The organism is Shewanella inventionis (assembly GCF_014641855.1).
Lineage (GTDB): Bacteria > Pseudomonadota > Gammaproteobacteria > Enterobacterales > Shewanellaceae > Shewanella > Shewanella inventionis.
This window is the reverse complement of sequence record NZ_BMII01000038.1, coordinates 24,721-42,187: the sequence shown is the minus strand read 5'-3', so window position 1 is coordinate 42,187 and position 17,467 is coordinate 24,721. Positions and strand designations below refer to the sequence as shown.

The window sequence follows — 17,467 nt, the reverse complement described above, 5'->3', positions numbered from 1 at the left end:
GCTCAGACAGTCCATTTCTTTGTTGCATTGCCTTAGAAGGGAATAACCATTATTTCAACAATGCGCCTCAAACTGAACAGTCTGAGCGACTCTGATTGGTCACATAATTAATGGAAATGGTATTAAATGCGTGACGCTCTTTTTAATATCAATAACCACAATACGGGTAGTACGGTGATATAGAAAAACATCACAGTAGCGCCGATATCGCCCGACAATAAAGTGCTAAAAATAAACCTGACAATGCCCATCGGATCCCACGGCATGTAATGCAGATTACCGTGTAATAACATGGTTGCTAAAACAACCACTGTTATTGCTAACCATTGTTTGCCTGGCTCATAGCTTTTAATCACAAATGCCGGAATAAACGCCACTAAACCAATCCCGACAAAGTGTTGAGCTAAATGGGTGATGGTAGGATAACCACTTAGGTTAAACCACCAAAATACATTACCCGCAGCAGACTGTCCTATCGCTGCGATGCTTAACGCAAAATAAGTCACCCCAATACATAAGCTGAGTATGATTAATCTGATAAAGTTCATTTGTGTCCTTAATATTTATATTATATAAGCGTTTGTTTTAAATATTACTTTTCTACTATCAAATCAAACACAACGTCTATATCGGCAGCCACACTCATACTGGCTTGTAAATAACGTCCTGGGGTTAAGTCATCTGGATCAACTCTTGAGCCTGTAACAGTAATTCTCTCTAAACCGTAATGGGAAACGTAGTTGTAGCCAGCGCTGTTATTATTAGAGTTAATACTATAAATGTCACCTAGCGTGGCCCTAAAAGCTTTAGCTAACGATGCACCTTTTTCTTTTGCATTTTGAACAGCTAGTTGATTAGCTTTTTCCATTAATTGCTCTATTTGAGAAGAGCTCATTTGAATATCTTCTATTTCATTAATCCCAACACTCAATGCAAAATTAATGACATCATTTAATAGATTTAAATCAGATACGGTTAGATTAATTGTTCTTGTCGCGACAAAGCCATCAATGACTTCTTCATCATTATCGCCATAACGAATATGAGGCTCCGTCAACAAGTTTGAAGCCGTAACAGCTTGCTCTTTGATACTAAATTTATGCAAGCCATTTAGCAGGCCGTTGACAATTTCGTCGACTTTTTGTTTTGCATTTAATGCATTTTTATCGATATTTCTGACTTCAAATTTCAATGTTGCAATATCTGGTATTGCTGTTAGTTTAGCTTTACCCTGAACTGCGACATGTCGATTGGGAGGTAAACTCGAGTTAGCTAAACAGGACAGTGAAAAAGCAATTAGAAACATCCCCATGAATATTTTCATAGAACTTCCTTGTTTGGTGTTTTTATTGGATATGTATAAGGTTCATTTGTAATTACAAACGAACCAGACTTTTGGCAAACAATCCTGTTTGTAGGTTGTTAGTTAACTTAATATTTACTCGTTAGTACAGCATTGTAACGTTCAAAAGCCGCGTCAAGATCGGCAATTAAGTCATTGGTATCTTCTAAGCCGATGTGCAATCTAATCAGTGGTTTACTGCTATCCCATTGGGTGGCGGTGCGGATATTATTAATACCAAATACGCCTAAGATCAAGCTTTCAAAGCCGCCCCATGAAAAACCCATTCTAAAGTGTGCCATGTTTTCAACAAATGCAGTAACAGATGCTAAGTCACCTTGCTTTAATACAAATGAAAACAGGCCATTACCACTGCTAAAGTCGCGTTTAAAGAACTCGTGGCCTGGGCAGGTTTCAAACGCAGGATGGCGCACATGGTCGACTTCTGGGCGGCTTGCTAACCAGTTTGCCACTTTAAGGGCATTTTTATTATGTTGCGCCATACGCACACCTAAAGTGCGTAAACCTCGGGCAGCTAAATACACATCGTCTGGTGAGGTGGTTTGCCCCATTAAATAGCTGTTTTCGCGCAGTTGCTCCCAACATTTTTCATTGGCGGTTGCGGTGCCCATCATCACATCTGAATGGCCGACAATGTACTTGGTGGCCGCCTGAATCGATACATCGACTCCCATATCAAATGGGCGCGAGTTAATCGGTGATGCCCAGGTATTATCGAGCATAACTATCATGTCGTGTTCGTGTGCGATACGGCTTAATGTTGGTACATCTTGCACTTCCATGGTGATGGACCCAGGGGATTCTAAAAACAGCACCTTGGTATTGGGGCGAATCAGTTCTCGAATGCCTTCGCCAATCATTGGGTCGTAGTAGGTGGTTTCGATGCCAAATCCTGCAAGCATTTTATTGCATAGATCGCGCGTGGGTTCATAGGCCGTGTCGACCATGAGCAAATGATCGCCACTTTTTAAAAACGATAATAATGCACTGCTAATCGCGCCAGCTCCTGATGGGTATAATGCGGTGCCCACGCCACCTTCTAATTCGCTAATGGCTTGTTGAAATGAAAAGTGAGTTGGGGTGCCACGGCGGCCATAAAACATCTCACCATTGGTTTTGTTTTTAGTGGCAAAACGCATATCGTCCATGGTGTCAAACACCACGGTTGAGGCTCTAAATACGGGTGGGTTAATAATGCCTTTGGTGAATTTTTTCTCGCGACCGACACTGACAATTTGAGTGGCTAATTTGTCGTTTTTGCTCATGTTGATTTTTCCAGTTAGGGGCAGTGTTCATACTATTAATATAAGCGCTTACTAACACTATGACGAAATGCGCTGCAATGATCAGTAATGTTCGTTGTTGTGCCATCCTAGCACCAAGTGGTTTAAATAAAAGCGCCTAATTGACAAGCTTGACTATTTTTCATCACTTAACGGTAAGCTCAAGCAGATTTCAACGCCGCTCATGTTGTTTTCGGTGATGTTACTGGCTTTTATGCTGCCGTGGTGAAAGTCTGTGACTAAGCGAGCAATATATAACCCCAGGCCTAAATGGGGTTTTCCATTAACCCCTTGTGGGCGAATAGACACCATAGATTCAAAAATGTGGCTGTCCATGTCTTTAGGCAATAAGGGCCCAATATTGCTGACTTTAAGTATTGCTTGTTTGTTAAACTGCGTCAGGCTGACGGTAACAGCGGTGTCTTTTTCACTAAACTCAATGGCGTTGTTGATCAGTTTATCCATTAACTGTGCTATGTATTCCGGTACGCCCTGGCATTGCATGGCTTTGTCTTCTATATGCACGTTAAAAGCCTGTTCGGGGAAGGTAATTTGATAACCTTGCATGCAGCCGCTAATCACTTTTTTAAGCGAGAAACGGCAGCTTTCTGCCTGGGTTAAACTGGCTTCTAATCGTGTTGCCTCGCTTAAATTGTTTAAGATTAAGTGGAGGCGATTCACCCCTTCCTGGGCGCGATTCACGTATTTTTGTGATGGTTCGTCAAGTTGTTGTAAACCTAAATGTTCAAGCGAACTACGCACCACTGCGACAGGGGTACGTAACTCGTGCGACAAGCGCGACGACATGTTTTCAAGGTAATGGGTATATTGACCTAAGCGACTGACAATACTTGAAAAACTTCGTGATAAGTCGCCAATTTCATCGCGGTTTTTAGAGGCCACAATTTGCTGGCGCACACGGCCCTGGCTGTCGATGGCTAGCTCTGCCTGATCGCGTAAACTGCGTATACGGCTCGAGATGCTCGAGGCAAAGATAAACAGCGCCAGTGTGCCCATACTCATAATGGTTAAAATTACGTTGAAGAGTTTTTCAAGCGCGCGGTTTCGTAAACTGCGAATGCCATGAGTGGTTTCTTCGGCAATCACTACCCCCATCACTTTATCGTCAATCCAAATGGGGCTGGCTGCGGCTAAAACTACCGCTTTGTTGTCTGGGGTTAAGCGCCATGTTGAGCCTTGTTTACCTTCTAAGGCTTTTTCAATGTGGCTACCGGTCAGCTCGGTTGAGTCTTGCAGTGAATCGATAAAATCTTGCGGTGGCCGGGTGAGTATTTTGTAGTACAAGGGCAATATGTAGTTTTGCTTCACGCCTTGCCAAAAGGTATTGGGCTGGTTCACGTCTAAATCATCTGCCCAGGTGTTAGATGAGGTGCGAATATCGCCCGATTTTGCTAATACACGACCGTGATTATCGACCACCCAAATACGTGAGCTGTTGTGGCTCATGCCTTTGATAATGCTTTCGATTTCAGGCGAGGGCACTAATACCGTGCCTAAACTGGCGACAGAGTCAGTTGCAGAAGTGCCTATCACGTTAACCAGTTGGCGGTTATTGACATCATTGATGTTATGAATAGCAAAACCGAGCTTGCTGCCTACCATGGTCAGCGGCAACCTAAATTCAATATTATAGCCTTGCTCTGTTTGCAGCCATTGCCCCTGAATGCGCGATTCTGGCTCTACTGGGGTTGATTGCGTGGGATCGGCAGGCAATTCAAATGCACTTAACCAACCGCTTTTGGTATTGGCAATAATGTAGCGTCTAAATTGACCATCTGGCGACTGGGTGGCCATCACTAAATGATCGTTTCTGTCGACGCGCAGACTTTTACGGCTCCGAAAGACCACGTGTGGATCGTTTACTTGAAAATAGCCATACAAATAGCCGCCGTATTTTCCCACCATGTGAGTAAAACTGATGTTGGTGGGTTCTGACTCATTGTGGTTATAAATAAGGTGGCCATCTGCATAATTTAATGCGCGGTGTTGGTATAAATCCCAGTCTGCTAACTTACCGTCTAACTGAATTGGGCCAGCTATGGGGTAGGCGTATAAGTCGCGACCTTTTTCAACCTGATTTAAAAAGCTGGCCTGATTATCAAACAGTTTTGGCCGTTCGTGCAGCGCGGTTGCAAGTGCTTGTGTGGTGCCTTCTAGGGTTTTTTCTTGACCGTGACGCAGGTATTTTTCCATCTCCCAGACGTATTCATACCCAAGCCAGGGCAGGCAGAGTAAAAAGAGTGACAAGATAACGACTTTGGCGCGAAGCCCTAGCGGTAGATACATAAATTATATATTGTCCCAGCGATAGCCCATACCGTACACAGTGTCGATGCAATCAAATTCGTTATCGATAGCAATAAACTTTTTACGAATGCGTTTTACGTGGGAAGTAATGGTACTGTCGTCGACGTAGATTTTAGCCTCTTGCATTAAATCTTGACGGCTGCGCACATGCCCTGGGTGTTTGGCCATGGCGTGGACCATCCAAAACTCGGTGACGGTGAGTTCAATAGGCTGGGTTTTCCAATACACCTGTATACGGTTGCCATCGATGGTTAAATGGCCGCGCTCGAGTAGGTTATCTTCAATGGGGCTTGAGCCAATTAGCTCTGAGCGGCGAAACAATGCGGCAATCCGGGCAAGTAAATGCGGAAAACTCACATCTTTGGTTAAATAATCATCGGCGCCTAAACGCAAGCCACACACTGTGTCAAAATCACTGTCACGAGCGGTTAAAAAGATTATTGGCAAACTGCTCGACATGGCACGCAGAGCCTGGCACAAGGTAAACCCACCATCAATTTCATGCTCAAGGCCAATATCAATAATGGCTAAATCGGGCAGGCGCGCATTAAACGCCAACATTGCAGTGGGGCGATTAGCATAGGCTTGTACACTGTAACCTTGTTGTTGCAGCACATCTTTGTAGTTTTCGCGGATAGCCGCTTCGTCTTCAACTATGGCAATTCGTTTCATGGCGTGACTTCATTTAGTAAGACATAAATAGATACATTGCTGACTATACAGGATTTTATCGTCCAAAAAAGCCATGAAACTCAATTGCCATTTTGTTGCCACATTTGATCGTCACATTGCCATTTTTGCTCCCCAATAAAGCCATTTATATTTTGTTTAATAGCGGCATAAAGTTATGAGGTTGCACGTTAACTCAATGACTTTCATTTTACACATCATTGCGAAAAGGGACTCATTATGAAAAAGCAACTTATTGCCGCCACTGTTATTAGCGCTATTTTATTTTCACACACCTCGTGGGCTGTTGTGGCAGAGCCTCAAAAGGCGCGAGAACACACAGAAGAATTAGTGGGTTTAAGCTCTGGAATATTACTTGGTGCCGTTATTGCTGGCCCTGTTGGCGCAATCATTGGGGCGTTCACTGGTACCATTATTGGTAAAACCGTGGGCGATGAAGCTGAAATTGCCGATAAAAATCAGCAGCTTGTGAAACAAAAACACACATTGGTAGCGCAACAACAGCAACTTATAGCGATGGATCTGCAACAACAAGAGTTGGTGCAAGTATCTGAGAAGTATTATGAATTACAAACTAACCTCGCGGAGCTTAACGCAAACCAGCAACGAACCCTCAACGAACTCACCATTGGCATGAACGTGCAATTTAAAACAGGCTCAAGCCAAATAGAGCCTTTATTTAAGCAGCAGTTAGACAATGTGGCGTACATGATGACCTTATCGCCAGAATTAACCATTGATTTAACGGGCTATGCTGACCGCCGTGGTGATGACCAATATAACCAGGCGTTATCTGAGCAGCGATTGGCCGAAGTTATTCAGTACTTAGTTTTACAGGGGATTGACCGCCAACGCCTTCAAGGTAGAGCTTATGGTGCGACCTCACCATTACACACAGAGCAAAACATTGAGAATGACTTTTTCGACCGTCGAGTCACCCTGACGTTAATGTCCCCAGCGGCGCAACTGGCAGCAAACTAATCGATTGGTATTCATTTTATTATTAATGGTTTCCTTGTTACGCCAAGCCCCAGTGTATTGGCGTAACAAGACAGGGGGTTGCTATGTGGATTATTTTATACGTGTCGGGTTTAGCTGAACTGTTGAGTTATCGAAAGTGGTTTATCACAGTGTTGTTAGTGATATTCACTGCTACTGCACAAGCGTCACCATCAGCTATGACAGGCGATGACATTACTCAAGGTACATTGGTGTATTTTGCTCAAGATCAAGTGATACAAGCTTTGGCTATGGATACCCAGGTGAGTATGGACGTGTCTGGCTTACTTAATCGTGTCACGGTTAAGCAGATATTTATTAATGATTCAGACCAGTGGCTTAATGGCCGTTATGTTTTTCCGTTACCTGAAAATGCCGCAGTAGATAGTATGCAGCTGCGTATAGGTGACAAGATTATTGCGGGGCAAATTCAGCCTAAAAAACAAGCGCTGCAGACATTTGAAACAGCGAAAAAACAAGGTAAACAGGCGAGTTTATTGCAGCAACAACGTCGCAATATTTTTACCTCAGAAGTAGCCAACTTAGGGCCACATGATCAGCTCGTGGTGGAGTTAAGTTACCAACAAACGGTTGGGTTTAAAGATGGTCTGTTTAGTCTGCGCTTTCCCATGGCCATTACGCCGCGTTATCACCCAGATCAAAGCAGCGACAAAGATAAACAGGCGTTAACGATAGCGTATATCGACCCAACGATTACTCCCAATCAACTGAGTGAAATCAGCAGTGCTCAGGGGATTAATGTCAGCATGCACGTCAATATTGATGCGGGCTTTGCCCTCAATTCACTTGACAGTTTATACCACCCCATTAAACAAAGTGTGAACGGCCAGCGCTACACAGTAAGCTTTAACGGTAAACAAATTGCAGACCGCGACTTTGTATTGCAATGGCAGGCAGATGTAGGCGCATTGCCGCAAGCGGCGACTTTTTATCAAACCGGTAAAACCCATCGCGCTGCGGATAATTCAACTGACAATATAAGTTCGCCTACGATTGATCACAGTGTGTATTCATTGGTGATGTTAATGCCGCCCAGTGTTGAAGTGAGCGAGCAGCATTTAATTGGCCGTGAATTGATTTTAGTGATTGATACCTCAGGCTCTATGTCGGGCCAATCGATTGTGCAAGCCAAGCAGGCATTACAATTTGCCATTGCTGGGCTGCGTGATATCGACACCTTTAATATTATTGAATTTAACCAACAAATAAGCATGTTATCGCCCGTGCCATTAACTGCCACTAGCCGTAATCTGGGCGTAGCGAACCGTTTTATTGCTTCACTTGAGGCTAATGGCGGCACTGAAATGGCGCCAGCGATTACCGCTGCATTGGTTGATACGCTTCAACCTGATGCGGTTAATGTGCGTGGTGAATCTATGTTACGCCAGGTGATTTTTATGACCGATGGCGCGGTAGGCAATGAGCAACAATTGTATCAGTTAATTAGCGATCAACTCGGTGATAGCCGTTTATTTACTGTGGGCATTGGTTCGGCGCCCAATTCAGACTTTATGCGCCGTGCAGCCACTATGGGCCGTGGCACTTTTACCTACATTGGCAAACAATCTGAGGTAAAAGATAAGGTTGAGCAACTGCTGACTAAAATAGAACAACCGGTACTGACCAATATTGGCTTGTATTATCTTGATGGCAGTGTGCCTGATTACTGGCCATCAACCATTAGCGATTTATATCAAAACGAGCCATTGTGGGTCAGTATTAAATCTCCAAGCCAGTTGTTACAACCTATCATAGTGTCCGGCAATATTAATGGCCAATACTGGCAGCAACAACTTGATTTTACCGATAACCAACCCGCTAGAGGCATTGATTTGTTGTGGGCGAATGCGCAAATTACTGCACTTGAGTTATATAAAAATGCCGCCAGTGGTCCAAGAGTCAATAAGCAGGTTGAAGCCTTAGGCATGCAGTATCACCTGGTTACCAGCCAAACCAGTTTAGTGGCGGTCGATGTGACGCCCGTAAACCCAATGAGTGATAAAACCATTGATGCCAATGTGCAATCGCATTTACCTCACGGCTTGCAGGTAGGTAATCAGGCACACGTTTTACCACAAACAGCCACCTCAAGCCGCTTATGGTTATTGATTGGATTTAGCCTACTTGGCTTGGGCATTTTGCACTATTTGTGGTTACGTCAACGTTTACCTGGGCAGGTATTGGTGCTTAAAGCCGATGCCTAAGGAGTTAAGAGATGAAGCCATCTGTATATACCACAACCCATTTATGGATTATGGCGCTGATAATATTGTTGGGCCTTGGGCTCATTGTTCAAGGAGGATATATGCAAGCTAAAGCCCATTTTGCCCAGTTTTTAATTGAGCGTGCGTTTGAACAAACGCTGGTGGACAATCAGCCTCATAAGCCTTGGTCATGGGCCGACACGCACCCGGTTGCCAAAATGCGCTTATTGCAAACCCATGCGCAAGGCACACAAGCATTAGGCCCAGATTTATATGTGCTGGCTGGGGCATCGGGTCGTAATCTTGCTTTTGGCCCGAGTTTAATGCTCGGCGGCGCTGGCGTTGGTGAGCAGGGCAATACGATTATTGCCGGTCACCGCGATAGCCATTTTATGCGTTTACAGTATGTTAATGTCGGCGACATGATTGAGCTTTACAGTGCCACGGGAAAGTTACAGGTATACCAAATTACCACCACGCAAGTGGTACACGAAACCGCCACAGAGGTGCTTAATCAAACCGAAAACAGCCAATTAACCTTAATTACCTGCTATCCATTTGATCAGCTTAGCGGTAATGCCCAATACCGCTATATCGTTCAGGCCAAGCCTATGGTGTAGCCTTTGCTGCTAAAAGAAACAGCCCAAACTAGGTAAGTTTGGGCTGTTTAATTATTAGTGAATATTAATGTTACTTATGTCGGTTTCATCATGAACTTGGCGTTGCAGTAATATATGTGCAGAAGATGAAACACTAAATACAGGGGCGTCAGTAATTTTAAAATAATAAATAGGTTGCGACTCACCTGTAAGCAGGTCCAGTTTCTCAATGTGCAGTGTTTCTTGGCTTATCGGTACGTAATACAGTACTCCCTGTTTAACTTGCCACATACCAATATTGGTATTGGCTTCGACGCCTAAAAAGTCTAGCTGCTGGGTACGCAAATTATAACGTGCAAAGTCTTGACTGTTGTTTTGGGTTAAATAGATTAATTCATCTACGACATCAAAACTGGTGACGGCTAATGGCAGATTTATTTTGCTTTGAGCCCCACTTATTACGTCAATAATGAGTAGTTCGTCAGTATTAGAGTGACTTAATATGGCTAGTTCATGATTATTTAACCAACGTATTTGGTGGATCTGATTAAGATTAATCGTGTGCACATTATCATTTGCAAAGGAATAAACCCAAATAGCGTTTAGGGTCGAGATGACTAGTTTAGAGTCGTCTGGCGACCATTGTAATGGTTTAATTTGTAAATCTTGTTTTGGCAATGGAATTCTTTTTACATCACCATTAGCATGGTTGTGCCAAATTTCGTCACGACCGGTTCGGTTGCTAAAAAACACAAACTGCTCTGAATGATGAGAATAAGTAGGCATGTATTCATCTTTTGAAGAAGGCGCGATAAGCGTCTCTTTACCTTTAGAATTGATATTAACTAAATTTTCCCGAGTTAATCCATGGCTAACAAATACATTGCCACTATTGATACTGGTTAACTGGGTAATATTATTTAAATCAGACATGAGTTCTGTATGTTTATTGCCCGCGTTGTCGGTTATAAATAATTTACCTGCAGATAGCCACATCAAATCACCGTTGTCGAGGTACTGCACTGCAGAAATGTTGATGCCCGGCATTATTATTGTGTGTTGTGTGACTAAAGATAATGTATCAAAAAAGTGTAAATGAGTCTGATTATTGAGAGTGTTGCGACTTAATAATGCAATCTGCTGTCCATTAGGGGAAAACTGAACACTAATAAAGCGTAATCGTTCATCTGTAAAAGCGACACTCATAGCCGGTAAAGGGTGTTGTTTGTGCAAATCGAGCTCAAAGGTTGTTAATCCTCGCCCTTCAGTGGCCGTGACAATGTGTATTTTCGTATTTGTTTTCCAGCGTTGATTCACTACATTTGCGATGCCGCAAGAGTATTGTTTAAGCTGTTCAGAAGTCTGTAGCCGATAGACATTTAATTGACATTTACGCAGCCCTAAAGCTTCATTTTTACGTAAGAAAACACTCATTTTATCAACGTTTGGTGATAATTTAGGGTGCCTTATTGTATCGGACGTATGATAAATATTACGCTGCTTATCACTGTCTAGGTGCCGCGCAACAACATTAAATACAGATTCCTTTTTATTGATGTACACTAACCAATCGCGCGTTGAGCTTGCATCAAACTCAGCTCCTTGATCATAGGAGACAGTTTCACTTTCAACCCTTTTTAATCGTGGCTCTGCCTTTGATAATAATGGAGACGATTGAAATATGAATAATCCAAAAGTGATGACAGACAAAAGTAATAGTGTAAGTTGTAATGCTCTAGATTGATGTTTATTTACTATTATCGGCCTTGATTCTTCATCCTTGCCCTGATTTTTTGGTTGTAAATTAGGTGTATCATCGACATGGTTATCTGCAGCTTGATTAACCTCGGGATTTAACGAAGTCGTAGGGGGGATGAGTGTTTGCTCTAAGCTGGTCGCATCTAGAAGATGTGTTGCCGGTACTGCATTTAAGGTGTCTTGAGCCATCACGGATACAGCTAAACGATAGCCTGCCCGGGGTAATGTTTGGATATATTCCTTCTCGGGATCTAATTGTGCAATTACTGCGCGTAACTGAGATACCGCACGATTGATGGCATTGTCACTGACAATTCTATTTTGCCAAACATGCGTAATTAGCTCTTCTCTGTTTACAATTCTGTGCTGGTTTGTACAAAAATAGTACAGAAGCTGGAATGATTGAGGCTTTAGTTGAACAACTTGTTCAGTTTTTAATGCTAAGGTTTGTGTTGCAAAATCTAATGTTAATGCGCTTATTTTATAGTTTTTATGTGTGAGTGGCATATCCAATCCGTTGTTATTTTTTAGTATCAGTCCGTTGAGAAATGGAACAATATCAGCAATAAATCACTTTTTGCTCATTTCATCACTCGAAAATGTTGTTAATCTTGTTACATCAACAATGGATAAACAAAATAATCGAACTGTTCCATCTTTATTGTTGTACCTGGATTTTTTAAGCGAGCCTTGTGCTCGCTTTTTTTTCAATCTAAAAACGTGGCGCGATAATACCAAATTTGTAACTAAAATCACCTAATATCACAACCAAATCACCAACAAATCATCAACAAATCATTTGTTGATTGTTGTTTGTTACATGTCATTAACAGATGCTCTGAACTCACCAATCGCAGTCGATTGGAATAAAACAATTAAAATAAAATGGTTTCAGGGAGTAGTGACTAGATGAAAAAAACACAAATGGTAATAGCGATAAATACTGCATTACTGGGGATGACCTTTGCATCTTCAGGAATGGTTTTTGCCGCAGAAGCAGAAGACGGTGCAAATAAAGTAGAACGTATAGCTGTGACCGGGTCTCGCATTAAACGTACTGATTTAGAAACCGCTCAACCGCTATTAAACATTAGCCGTGATGATATTGACCGTTCAGGTTTAAGCAGTTTATCTAACTTATTAAAAGAAATCGCCACAAATGGTGCTTCACTTGGCTTACAAACTAACAACGGCAATACCGGTGGTGCTGCTACGGTTAGCTTACGTAACTGTGGTTCTGCCAGAACATTGGTGTTAATTAATGGTCGCCGTTGGATCCCTCAGCTCGGTGGTAACGTTGACGTTTCAACGATTCCTTTAGCCGCGGTTGAACGTATTGAAGTACTTAAAGATGGTGCCTCAACTATTTATGGTACTGATGCAATTTGTGGTGTTGTAAACGTTATCACCCGCAATGATTTTGATGGTGCTGAATTTTCAGGTTCAATGGGTGGATACGAGCAAGGTGATGGTGAGCAAGAAACTGCATCGATTACTTTTGGTGGTGCAGGAGAGAAAACCTCTTTATTGATGAACGTTGCTTATACTAAACAAGAATCAATTTTAGGCGGTGATCGCGATATTTCATCAGTGCCTATTTATAATCTTCCAGCCAATATTTCTGGTTCTGGTGGTCGTGCTAGTCCAACAACGCCATATGGTCAATACACAGCCACGGTTGATGGTGTGAGAGGCTCATATACATTAGATCAATCTAAAACGGGTTGTGTAGCAAATCAAGAATGTACAAGTGTTGGTGATTTTAAATTGTATGACCGTTTAACTGACGGTTATAACTTTGCGCCAGTAAACTACATTCAGCAACCTTCTGAAACGACGAGTTTATATCTGCAAGCTGCACATCAGCTAAACGATGCTATCACGGCGAAATCAGATGTCATGTATTCACAAAGAACCTCAGAAGCGCAATTAGCCGCTCAACCTATGGGTGGGTTGGCCATTTCTAAAGATTCGGTTTATAACCCATTTGGTGAGGATATCACTGGTGGATCGTTCCGTCCTATTGTTGCTCCTCGCTCTTTTGCCGCAGATGTTGATACATGGCGTGTCAGTGGTAGCCTTGAAGGTGATTTTGAATTGGCTGACCGTTCATTTTACTGGGATGCGTTTGCTGCATTCTCTGAAACAAATTCGGTTTTCTTAAAAAATGGTTTTTTTGATTCTAACAAGGTAAAAGCAGCTTTAGGTGCGTCTAGCATTACCAATGGCGTGGCAACCTGTGATGGCAACGCAGCTTGCGTACCATTGAACATTTTTGGTGGACCAGATGGCGTTACTCAAGAAATGTTAGATTACATTTCAGTATCGCCACGTAATTTAGCGTCACAAACATTACACAACTACGGTGCGAGTATTGGAGGTGATGTTGTTGAGTTACCCGCAGGGATGTTAGCTTTTGTAGCAGGTGTTGAATATCAACGCCATGCAGGTTATGACTCTCCAGATCCATTAACCGTTGCTGGGCAAGTATTAGGTGATAACGCATCACAACCAACCGAAGGTAGTTTCTCTGTTTCTGAAGCATTTGCTGAAACGGTAATCCCATTACTCGCTGATTTACCTTACGTTAAAAAAGTTGAACTTAACGCAGCGGTGCGCGTGTCTGACTATTCAAATTTTGGTAATACAACTAACCCTAGCTTTAAACTAACTTATGCTCCAGTTGATGACGTGATGTTTCGCGCCAGTATCAGTGATGGGTTCCGTGCTCCATCATTAACTGAGCTATATAGCGGACAAAATGATTCTCGCCCAGCGGCGACTGACCCATGTGATATTAAATCGGTTGCATATACCAGTTCAGCACAAACGCGTGCTAACTGTTTAGCTGCGGGTGTGAGCACAACGTTTGAACAAAAAGATCCACAGTTCCGTGCAAAAATTGGTGGTAATCCAGATTTACAGCCAGAAACATCAACATCAAAAATTGTTGGTGTAGTTTACAACCCTAGCCAAATCGAAGGATTAGGGTTAACACTAGACTGGTTTAATGTACAAATTGAAAACTTAATTGGTACCAATACCGCACAAACGATTGCAAACCGTTGTTATATTCAAGGGATCTCTCAATATTGTAATTTGATTACTCGTGATATGACGGGCGCACTTAACAGTAACCCTGGCGAGATTTCTAACTTACTGGCATTGTCACAAAACTTTGTTGGTGGTTATGAGACCGAAGGATATGACTTGAATGTGACTTATAATTTCACCACATCGGTGGGCGATTGGCAGGTTAACTGGGATTCAACATATGTTGATTACGCAGGTGACATAGGCCAGCCAGATCGTGGTGATGTGAACGTTGACGGTAATATTTCTGGCGGTAACAGTGTAGGAAAACTTACCGCAGGTGCGTCAGGCGGTGGTAGTGAGTTTAGATTGAAATCAAACTTAACTGTGGGTTGGAGTAATGATGATTTCTTCGCATCTGTCACGGCTCAGTTCTTATCTAAGCAAATTGAAAGTTGCTCTAACGTTATTACTGTGGCCACAGGTGTTGGTCAACCAGAACTTCGTGATTTATGTAGCGATCCTGACAATATGGCAACGAGTTATGCCTTTGTGCCAGGTACTACAGAGGTGGTAGCTACAGAGGTTTCAGCACCTGAAAACAAACTGTCTCCAACAATGTATTTTGATGCGCAAGCAGGTTGGAATACTAATTGGGATAGTACGGTATCAGTTGGTATTCGTAACTTGTTTGATAAAGAGCCACCTATTGCTTATTCAGCATTTGCTAACAGTTATGATCCTTCGTACCGTATTCCAGGTCGTTACTTCTATGCGTCATTTAAGCAACGCTTCTAACCCTTAATAATCTGTACAAAAAAGACCCTTCTTAGGGTCTTTTTTATCAGCATTACTTATCCCAATAGGGCGGGTTGCCATAATAATTGGAAAAGTAATCGATAAAAGCCCTGACTTTGGGGGCTAACAAGCGCGAGCTTGGGTAAACCGCCCAAATGGCGGCTTCGTCAATTAATGGGTAATCCTCCAGCACTTGCACCATTTCGCCCAGTTTTAAATGCTCATAAGCAATCCAAGTGGCGCATTTTGCAATGCCCATTCCATTGGCACAAGCATCGCGAACCGCTTCTCCATGGTCGATACGAATTGAGCCTTTTATTTTCATACTCAATGGGCCATCTGGCGTGTTAAATACCCAGTTTTCAAGTCCTGCTTGATTAATGCATTGATGATGATGTAAATCTTGCGGTGTTTCGGGTTTACCATATTGGGCGACATAATCAGCAGAGGCGCACATAATGCGTTTATCTACGGCTAACTTTTTAGCAATTAAACTCGAGTCTTGTAATTGTGCGTTACGAATAGCCACATCAAACCCGCCTTCAACTAAGTCGACAATCGAATCGGTTAAACGTATATCAATATACAGCGACGGGTATTGAGCTATAAATGCTTTAAAGGCAGGCATTAAATGCATACGGCCAAAAGAGGCTGGTGCGGTGATCCGCAATGTTCCCTGAGGCTGAGCATCGCCACTACCTACCGCTGCACGGGCAGCTACCACACTTTGAATGATTTCTTCTGCATGGGGTAAAAAAGCCATGCCTTCTTCGGTTAATGAGACTTTACGTGTGGTTCTGTGAATTAAGCGCGCACCTAGGCTTTCTTCTAAACGGTTGATATGCATACTGGCAACCGGAGGCGATAAGCCCAATTCCTGGCCAGCCTGGCTGATGTTGTGGGTTGACGCGACTCGGACAAACAGTTTTAGGTGTTCAAAATTCATCTTTTTAGCCTGTATTAAGTTAACGTCATAAAATATCTAGGCGTTTGCAACACAAGGTTGCGTATGAGCTAGGGTGCTTTTTAGGTGATTTTTAAGCTTAAACCATGCAAAGGTGCCTGCCAACATATTCGCGATTGTGGCTGCAATGAGGGTATTTATCATATCACCGGTTGCTGTGCCAATGGCAATGGCAGGAATATATAAGATAAACAGTCTGGCAAACGACACCATTAATGCTGTTTTTGGCGTACCCAATGCATTAAATACCGACACTACCACCATGCATATTCCTAATGGCCCGTAACTGATGGGCATGATCCACAGGGCCGCTTTTATCCAAGTATTTAATGTCGGGTCTTGGGGGATAAGTGGCAACATTATGTCAATGCTTAGCACTAATAACACAGCGATAAAGGCGGTAAAGCCAAGCAATAATTTTGCCGTGGCGGTTAATAACTTGTCTATAGCTTGGTGTTGACGCGCCCCGGCATAATGGCCAACCATAGGTGGAATAGACATAGTTAACGCTAAAGTAAATACCAGTAAAAAACTTTCAATACGCGCTAACAGGCTCCAAAAAGCAATGGCGTCGGTTCCTAGTTTGGCAATAAGTATCATGGCGACAAACGCACTGGCGGCAGGCAAAAATTGATTGGTAATCGTCGCTGAGGTGACTTTTGCCAGCTCAATGCAATATTTAAAGGTGCCGATGTGGGGCTGTAGCACAATAAACCATGGTCTTGGTATTACATCAAACAGTACATACAAAGTGGCAAAAGCATACCCTAAACTTGAAGCAATAGCGGCACCTATGATGCCGAGATCAAAATAGAACATCAACAATGGATCTAAAATGAGGTTGATAATGCTGGCAGTAACAAACATCGCACCAGTGGTTTTGGTATTGCCATGGGCGCGGTAAACACTAGTAAGCAAGTACAGCACTGCCACACTTAGGGCGCTAAATAACCAGTAAGGCCAATAAGGGGTAAATAAATTAACCAAAATAATAGATTGCGGGTTATAGGTGTTGAGGCTGATAAATACACGTAATACAAGCGTGTCTAATTGCCATAAAAGTAAGCAAATTAATGACATAAATATAATGCCACCACAGACAGATAACGTGGCAATAGCACCCGCTTTATAGTGTTGTTTTTCACCAATTGCTTGAGAGATAATTGCCGTGGCGCCAACGCCAATACCCACCTGAATGCCAATTAACAGCGTTTGAAATGGTAGCGTCATACCATGTGCGGCAAGTTCATTAACGCCTAATAAGCCGATAAATACCGAGTCAACTAATTGCACCGACATAATGGCCAACAAACCAATGCATAATGGCAATGTTTTATTAATAAGGATGCGAAGGGTTGAAGATACAGTCAACATAATCTTTCCGAACTATATGAGGGCGGGGCGATAATTAAGCCAAAGCAAAATGC

General features: G+C 42.7%; 12 protein-coding genes. 4 read left to right on the top strand and 8 right to left on the bottom strand.

All coding sequences use genetic code 11. The features are described from left to right. Positions 1-122: 122 nt before the first annotated feature. The 5 genes from IEW93_RS18660 to pdsR form a co-directional block, all read right to left on the bottom strand. Positions 123-548: a hypothetical protein gene (locus IEW93_RS18660; RefSeq protein WP_188740746.1), complete on the bottom strand. Its 426-nt coding sequence runs from the start codon at positions 546-548 to the stop codon at positions 123-125. 44 nt (positions 549-592) lie between these two features. Continuing rightward, positions 593-1,324, bottom strand: coding sequence for an SIMPL domain-containing protein (locus IEW93_RS18655; protein WP_188740745.1), 732 nt, complete (start codon positions 1,322-1,324; stop codon positions 593-595). A 107-nt stretch (positions 1,325-1,431) separates the two neighbouring features. Further along, positions 1,432-2,628, bottom strand: a complete 1,197-nt coding sequence (locus IEW93_RS18650) for a cystathionine beta-lyase (RefSeq protein ID WP_188740744.1) — start codon at positions 2,626-2,628, stop codon at positions 1,432-1,434. A gap of 153 nt (positions 2,629-2,781) precedes the next feature. Next, positions 2,782-4,953: a proteobacterial dedicated sortase system histidine kinase gene (gene pdsS, locus IEW93_RS18645; protein WP_188740743.1), complete on the bottom strand. Its 2,172-nt coding sequence runs from the start codon at positions 4,951-4,953 to the stop codon at positions 2,782-2,784. A gap of 3 nt (positions 4,954-4,956) precedes the next feature. After that, positions 4,957-5,646, bottom strand: coding sequence for a proteobacterial dedicated sortase system response regulator (gene pdsR, locus IEW93_RS18640; protein WP_188740742.1), 690 nt, complete (start codon positions 5,644-5,646; stop codon positions 4,957-4,959). Positions 5,647-5,883: 237 nt separating this feature from the next. On the opposite strand from pdsR, the gene pdsO reads away from it, so the two are divergent. The 3 genes from pdsO (at position 5,884) to IEW93_RS18625 (ending at position 9,508) form a co-directional block, all read left to right on the top strand. Further along, the gene (pdsO, locus tag IEW93_RS18635) at positions 5,884-6,645 is read left to right on the top strand and encodes a sortase-associated OmpA-like protein PdsO (RefSeq protein WP_188740741.1); all 762 of its coding nucleotides are present in this window, start codon (positions 5,884-5,886) and stop codon (positions 6,643-6,645) included. Between the two features lie 83 nt (positions 6,646-6,728). After that, entirely contained in the window at positions 6,729-8,888 is a 2,160-nt protein-coding gene (locus IEW93_RS18630; RefSeq protein WP_188740740.1) for a marine proteobacterial sortase target protein, read from the top strand. Positions 8,889-8,899: 11 nt separating this feature from the next. Beyond that, on the top strand, positions 8,900-9,508 hold the full coding sequence (locus IEW93_RS18625; RefSeq protein ID WP_188740739.1) for a class GN sortase: 609 nt from the start codon (positions 8,900-8,902) through the stop codon (positions 9,506-9,508). A 54-nt stretch (positions 9,509-9,562) separates the two neighbouring features. Here the strand turns inward: IEW93_RS18625 and IEW93_RS18620 are convergent, their stop codons facing one another. Beyond that, positions 9,563-11,752: a winged helix-turn-helix domain-containing protein gene (locus tag IEW93_RS18620; protein ID WP_188740738.1), complete on the bottom strand. Its 2,190-nt coding sequence runs from the start codon at positions 11,750-11,752 to the stop codon at positions 9,563-9,565. 402 nt (positions 11,753-12,154) lie between these two features. Between IEW93_RS18620 and IEW93_RS18615 the strand changes: the two genes are divergently transcribed. Continuing rightward, complete coding sequence (locus IEW93_RS18615) at positions 12,155-15,076, top strand: TonB-dependent receptor domain-containing protein (RefSeq protein ID WP_188740737.1); 2,922 nt, start codon at positions 12,155-12,157, stop codon at positions 15,074-15,076. A 52-nt stretch (positions 15,077-15,128) separates the two neighbouring features. Here the strand turns inward: IEW93_RS18615 and IEW93_RS18610 are convergent, their stop codons facing one another. After that, positions 15,129-16,022, bottom strand: a complete 894-nt coding sequence (locus IEW93_RS18610) for a LysR family transcriptional regulator (protein WP_188740736.1) — start codon at positions 16,020-16,022, stop codon at positions 15,129-15,131. Positions 16,023-16,058: 36 nt separating this feature from the next. Beyond that, entirely contained in the window at positions 16,059-17,414 is a 1,356-nt protein-coding gene (locus tag IEW93_RS18605; protein ID WP_188740735.1) for an MATE family efflux transporter, read from the bottom strand. Positions 17,415-17,467 lie beyond the last annotated feature (53 nt).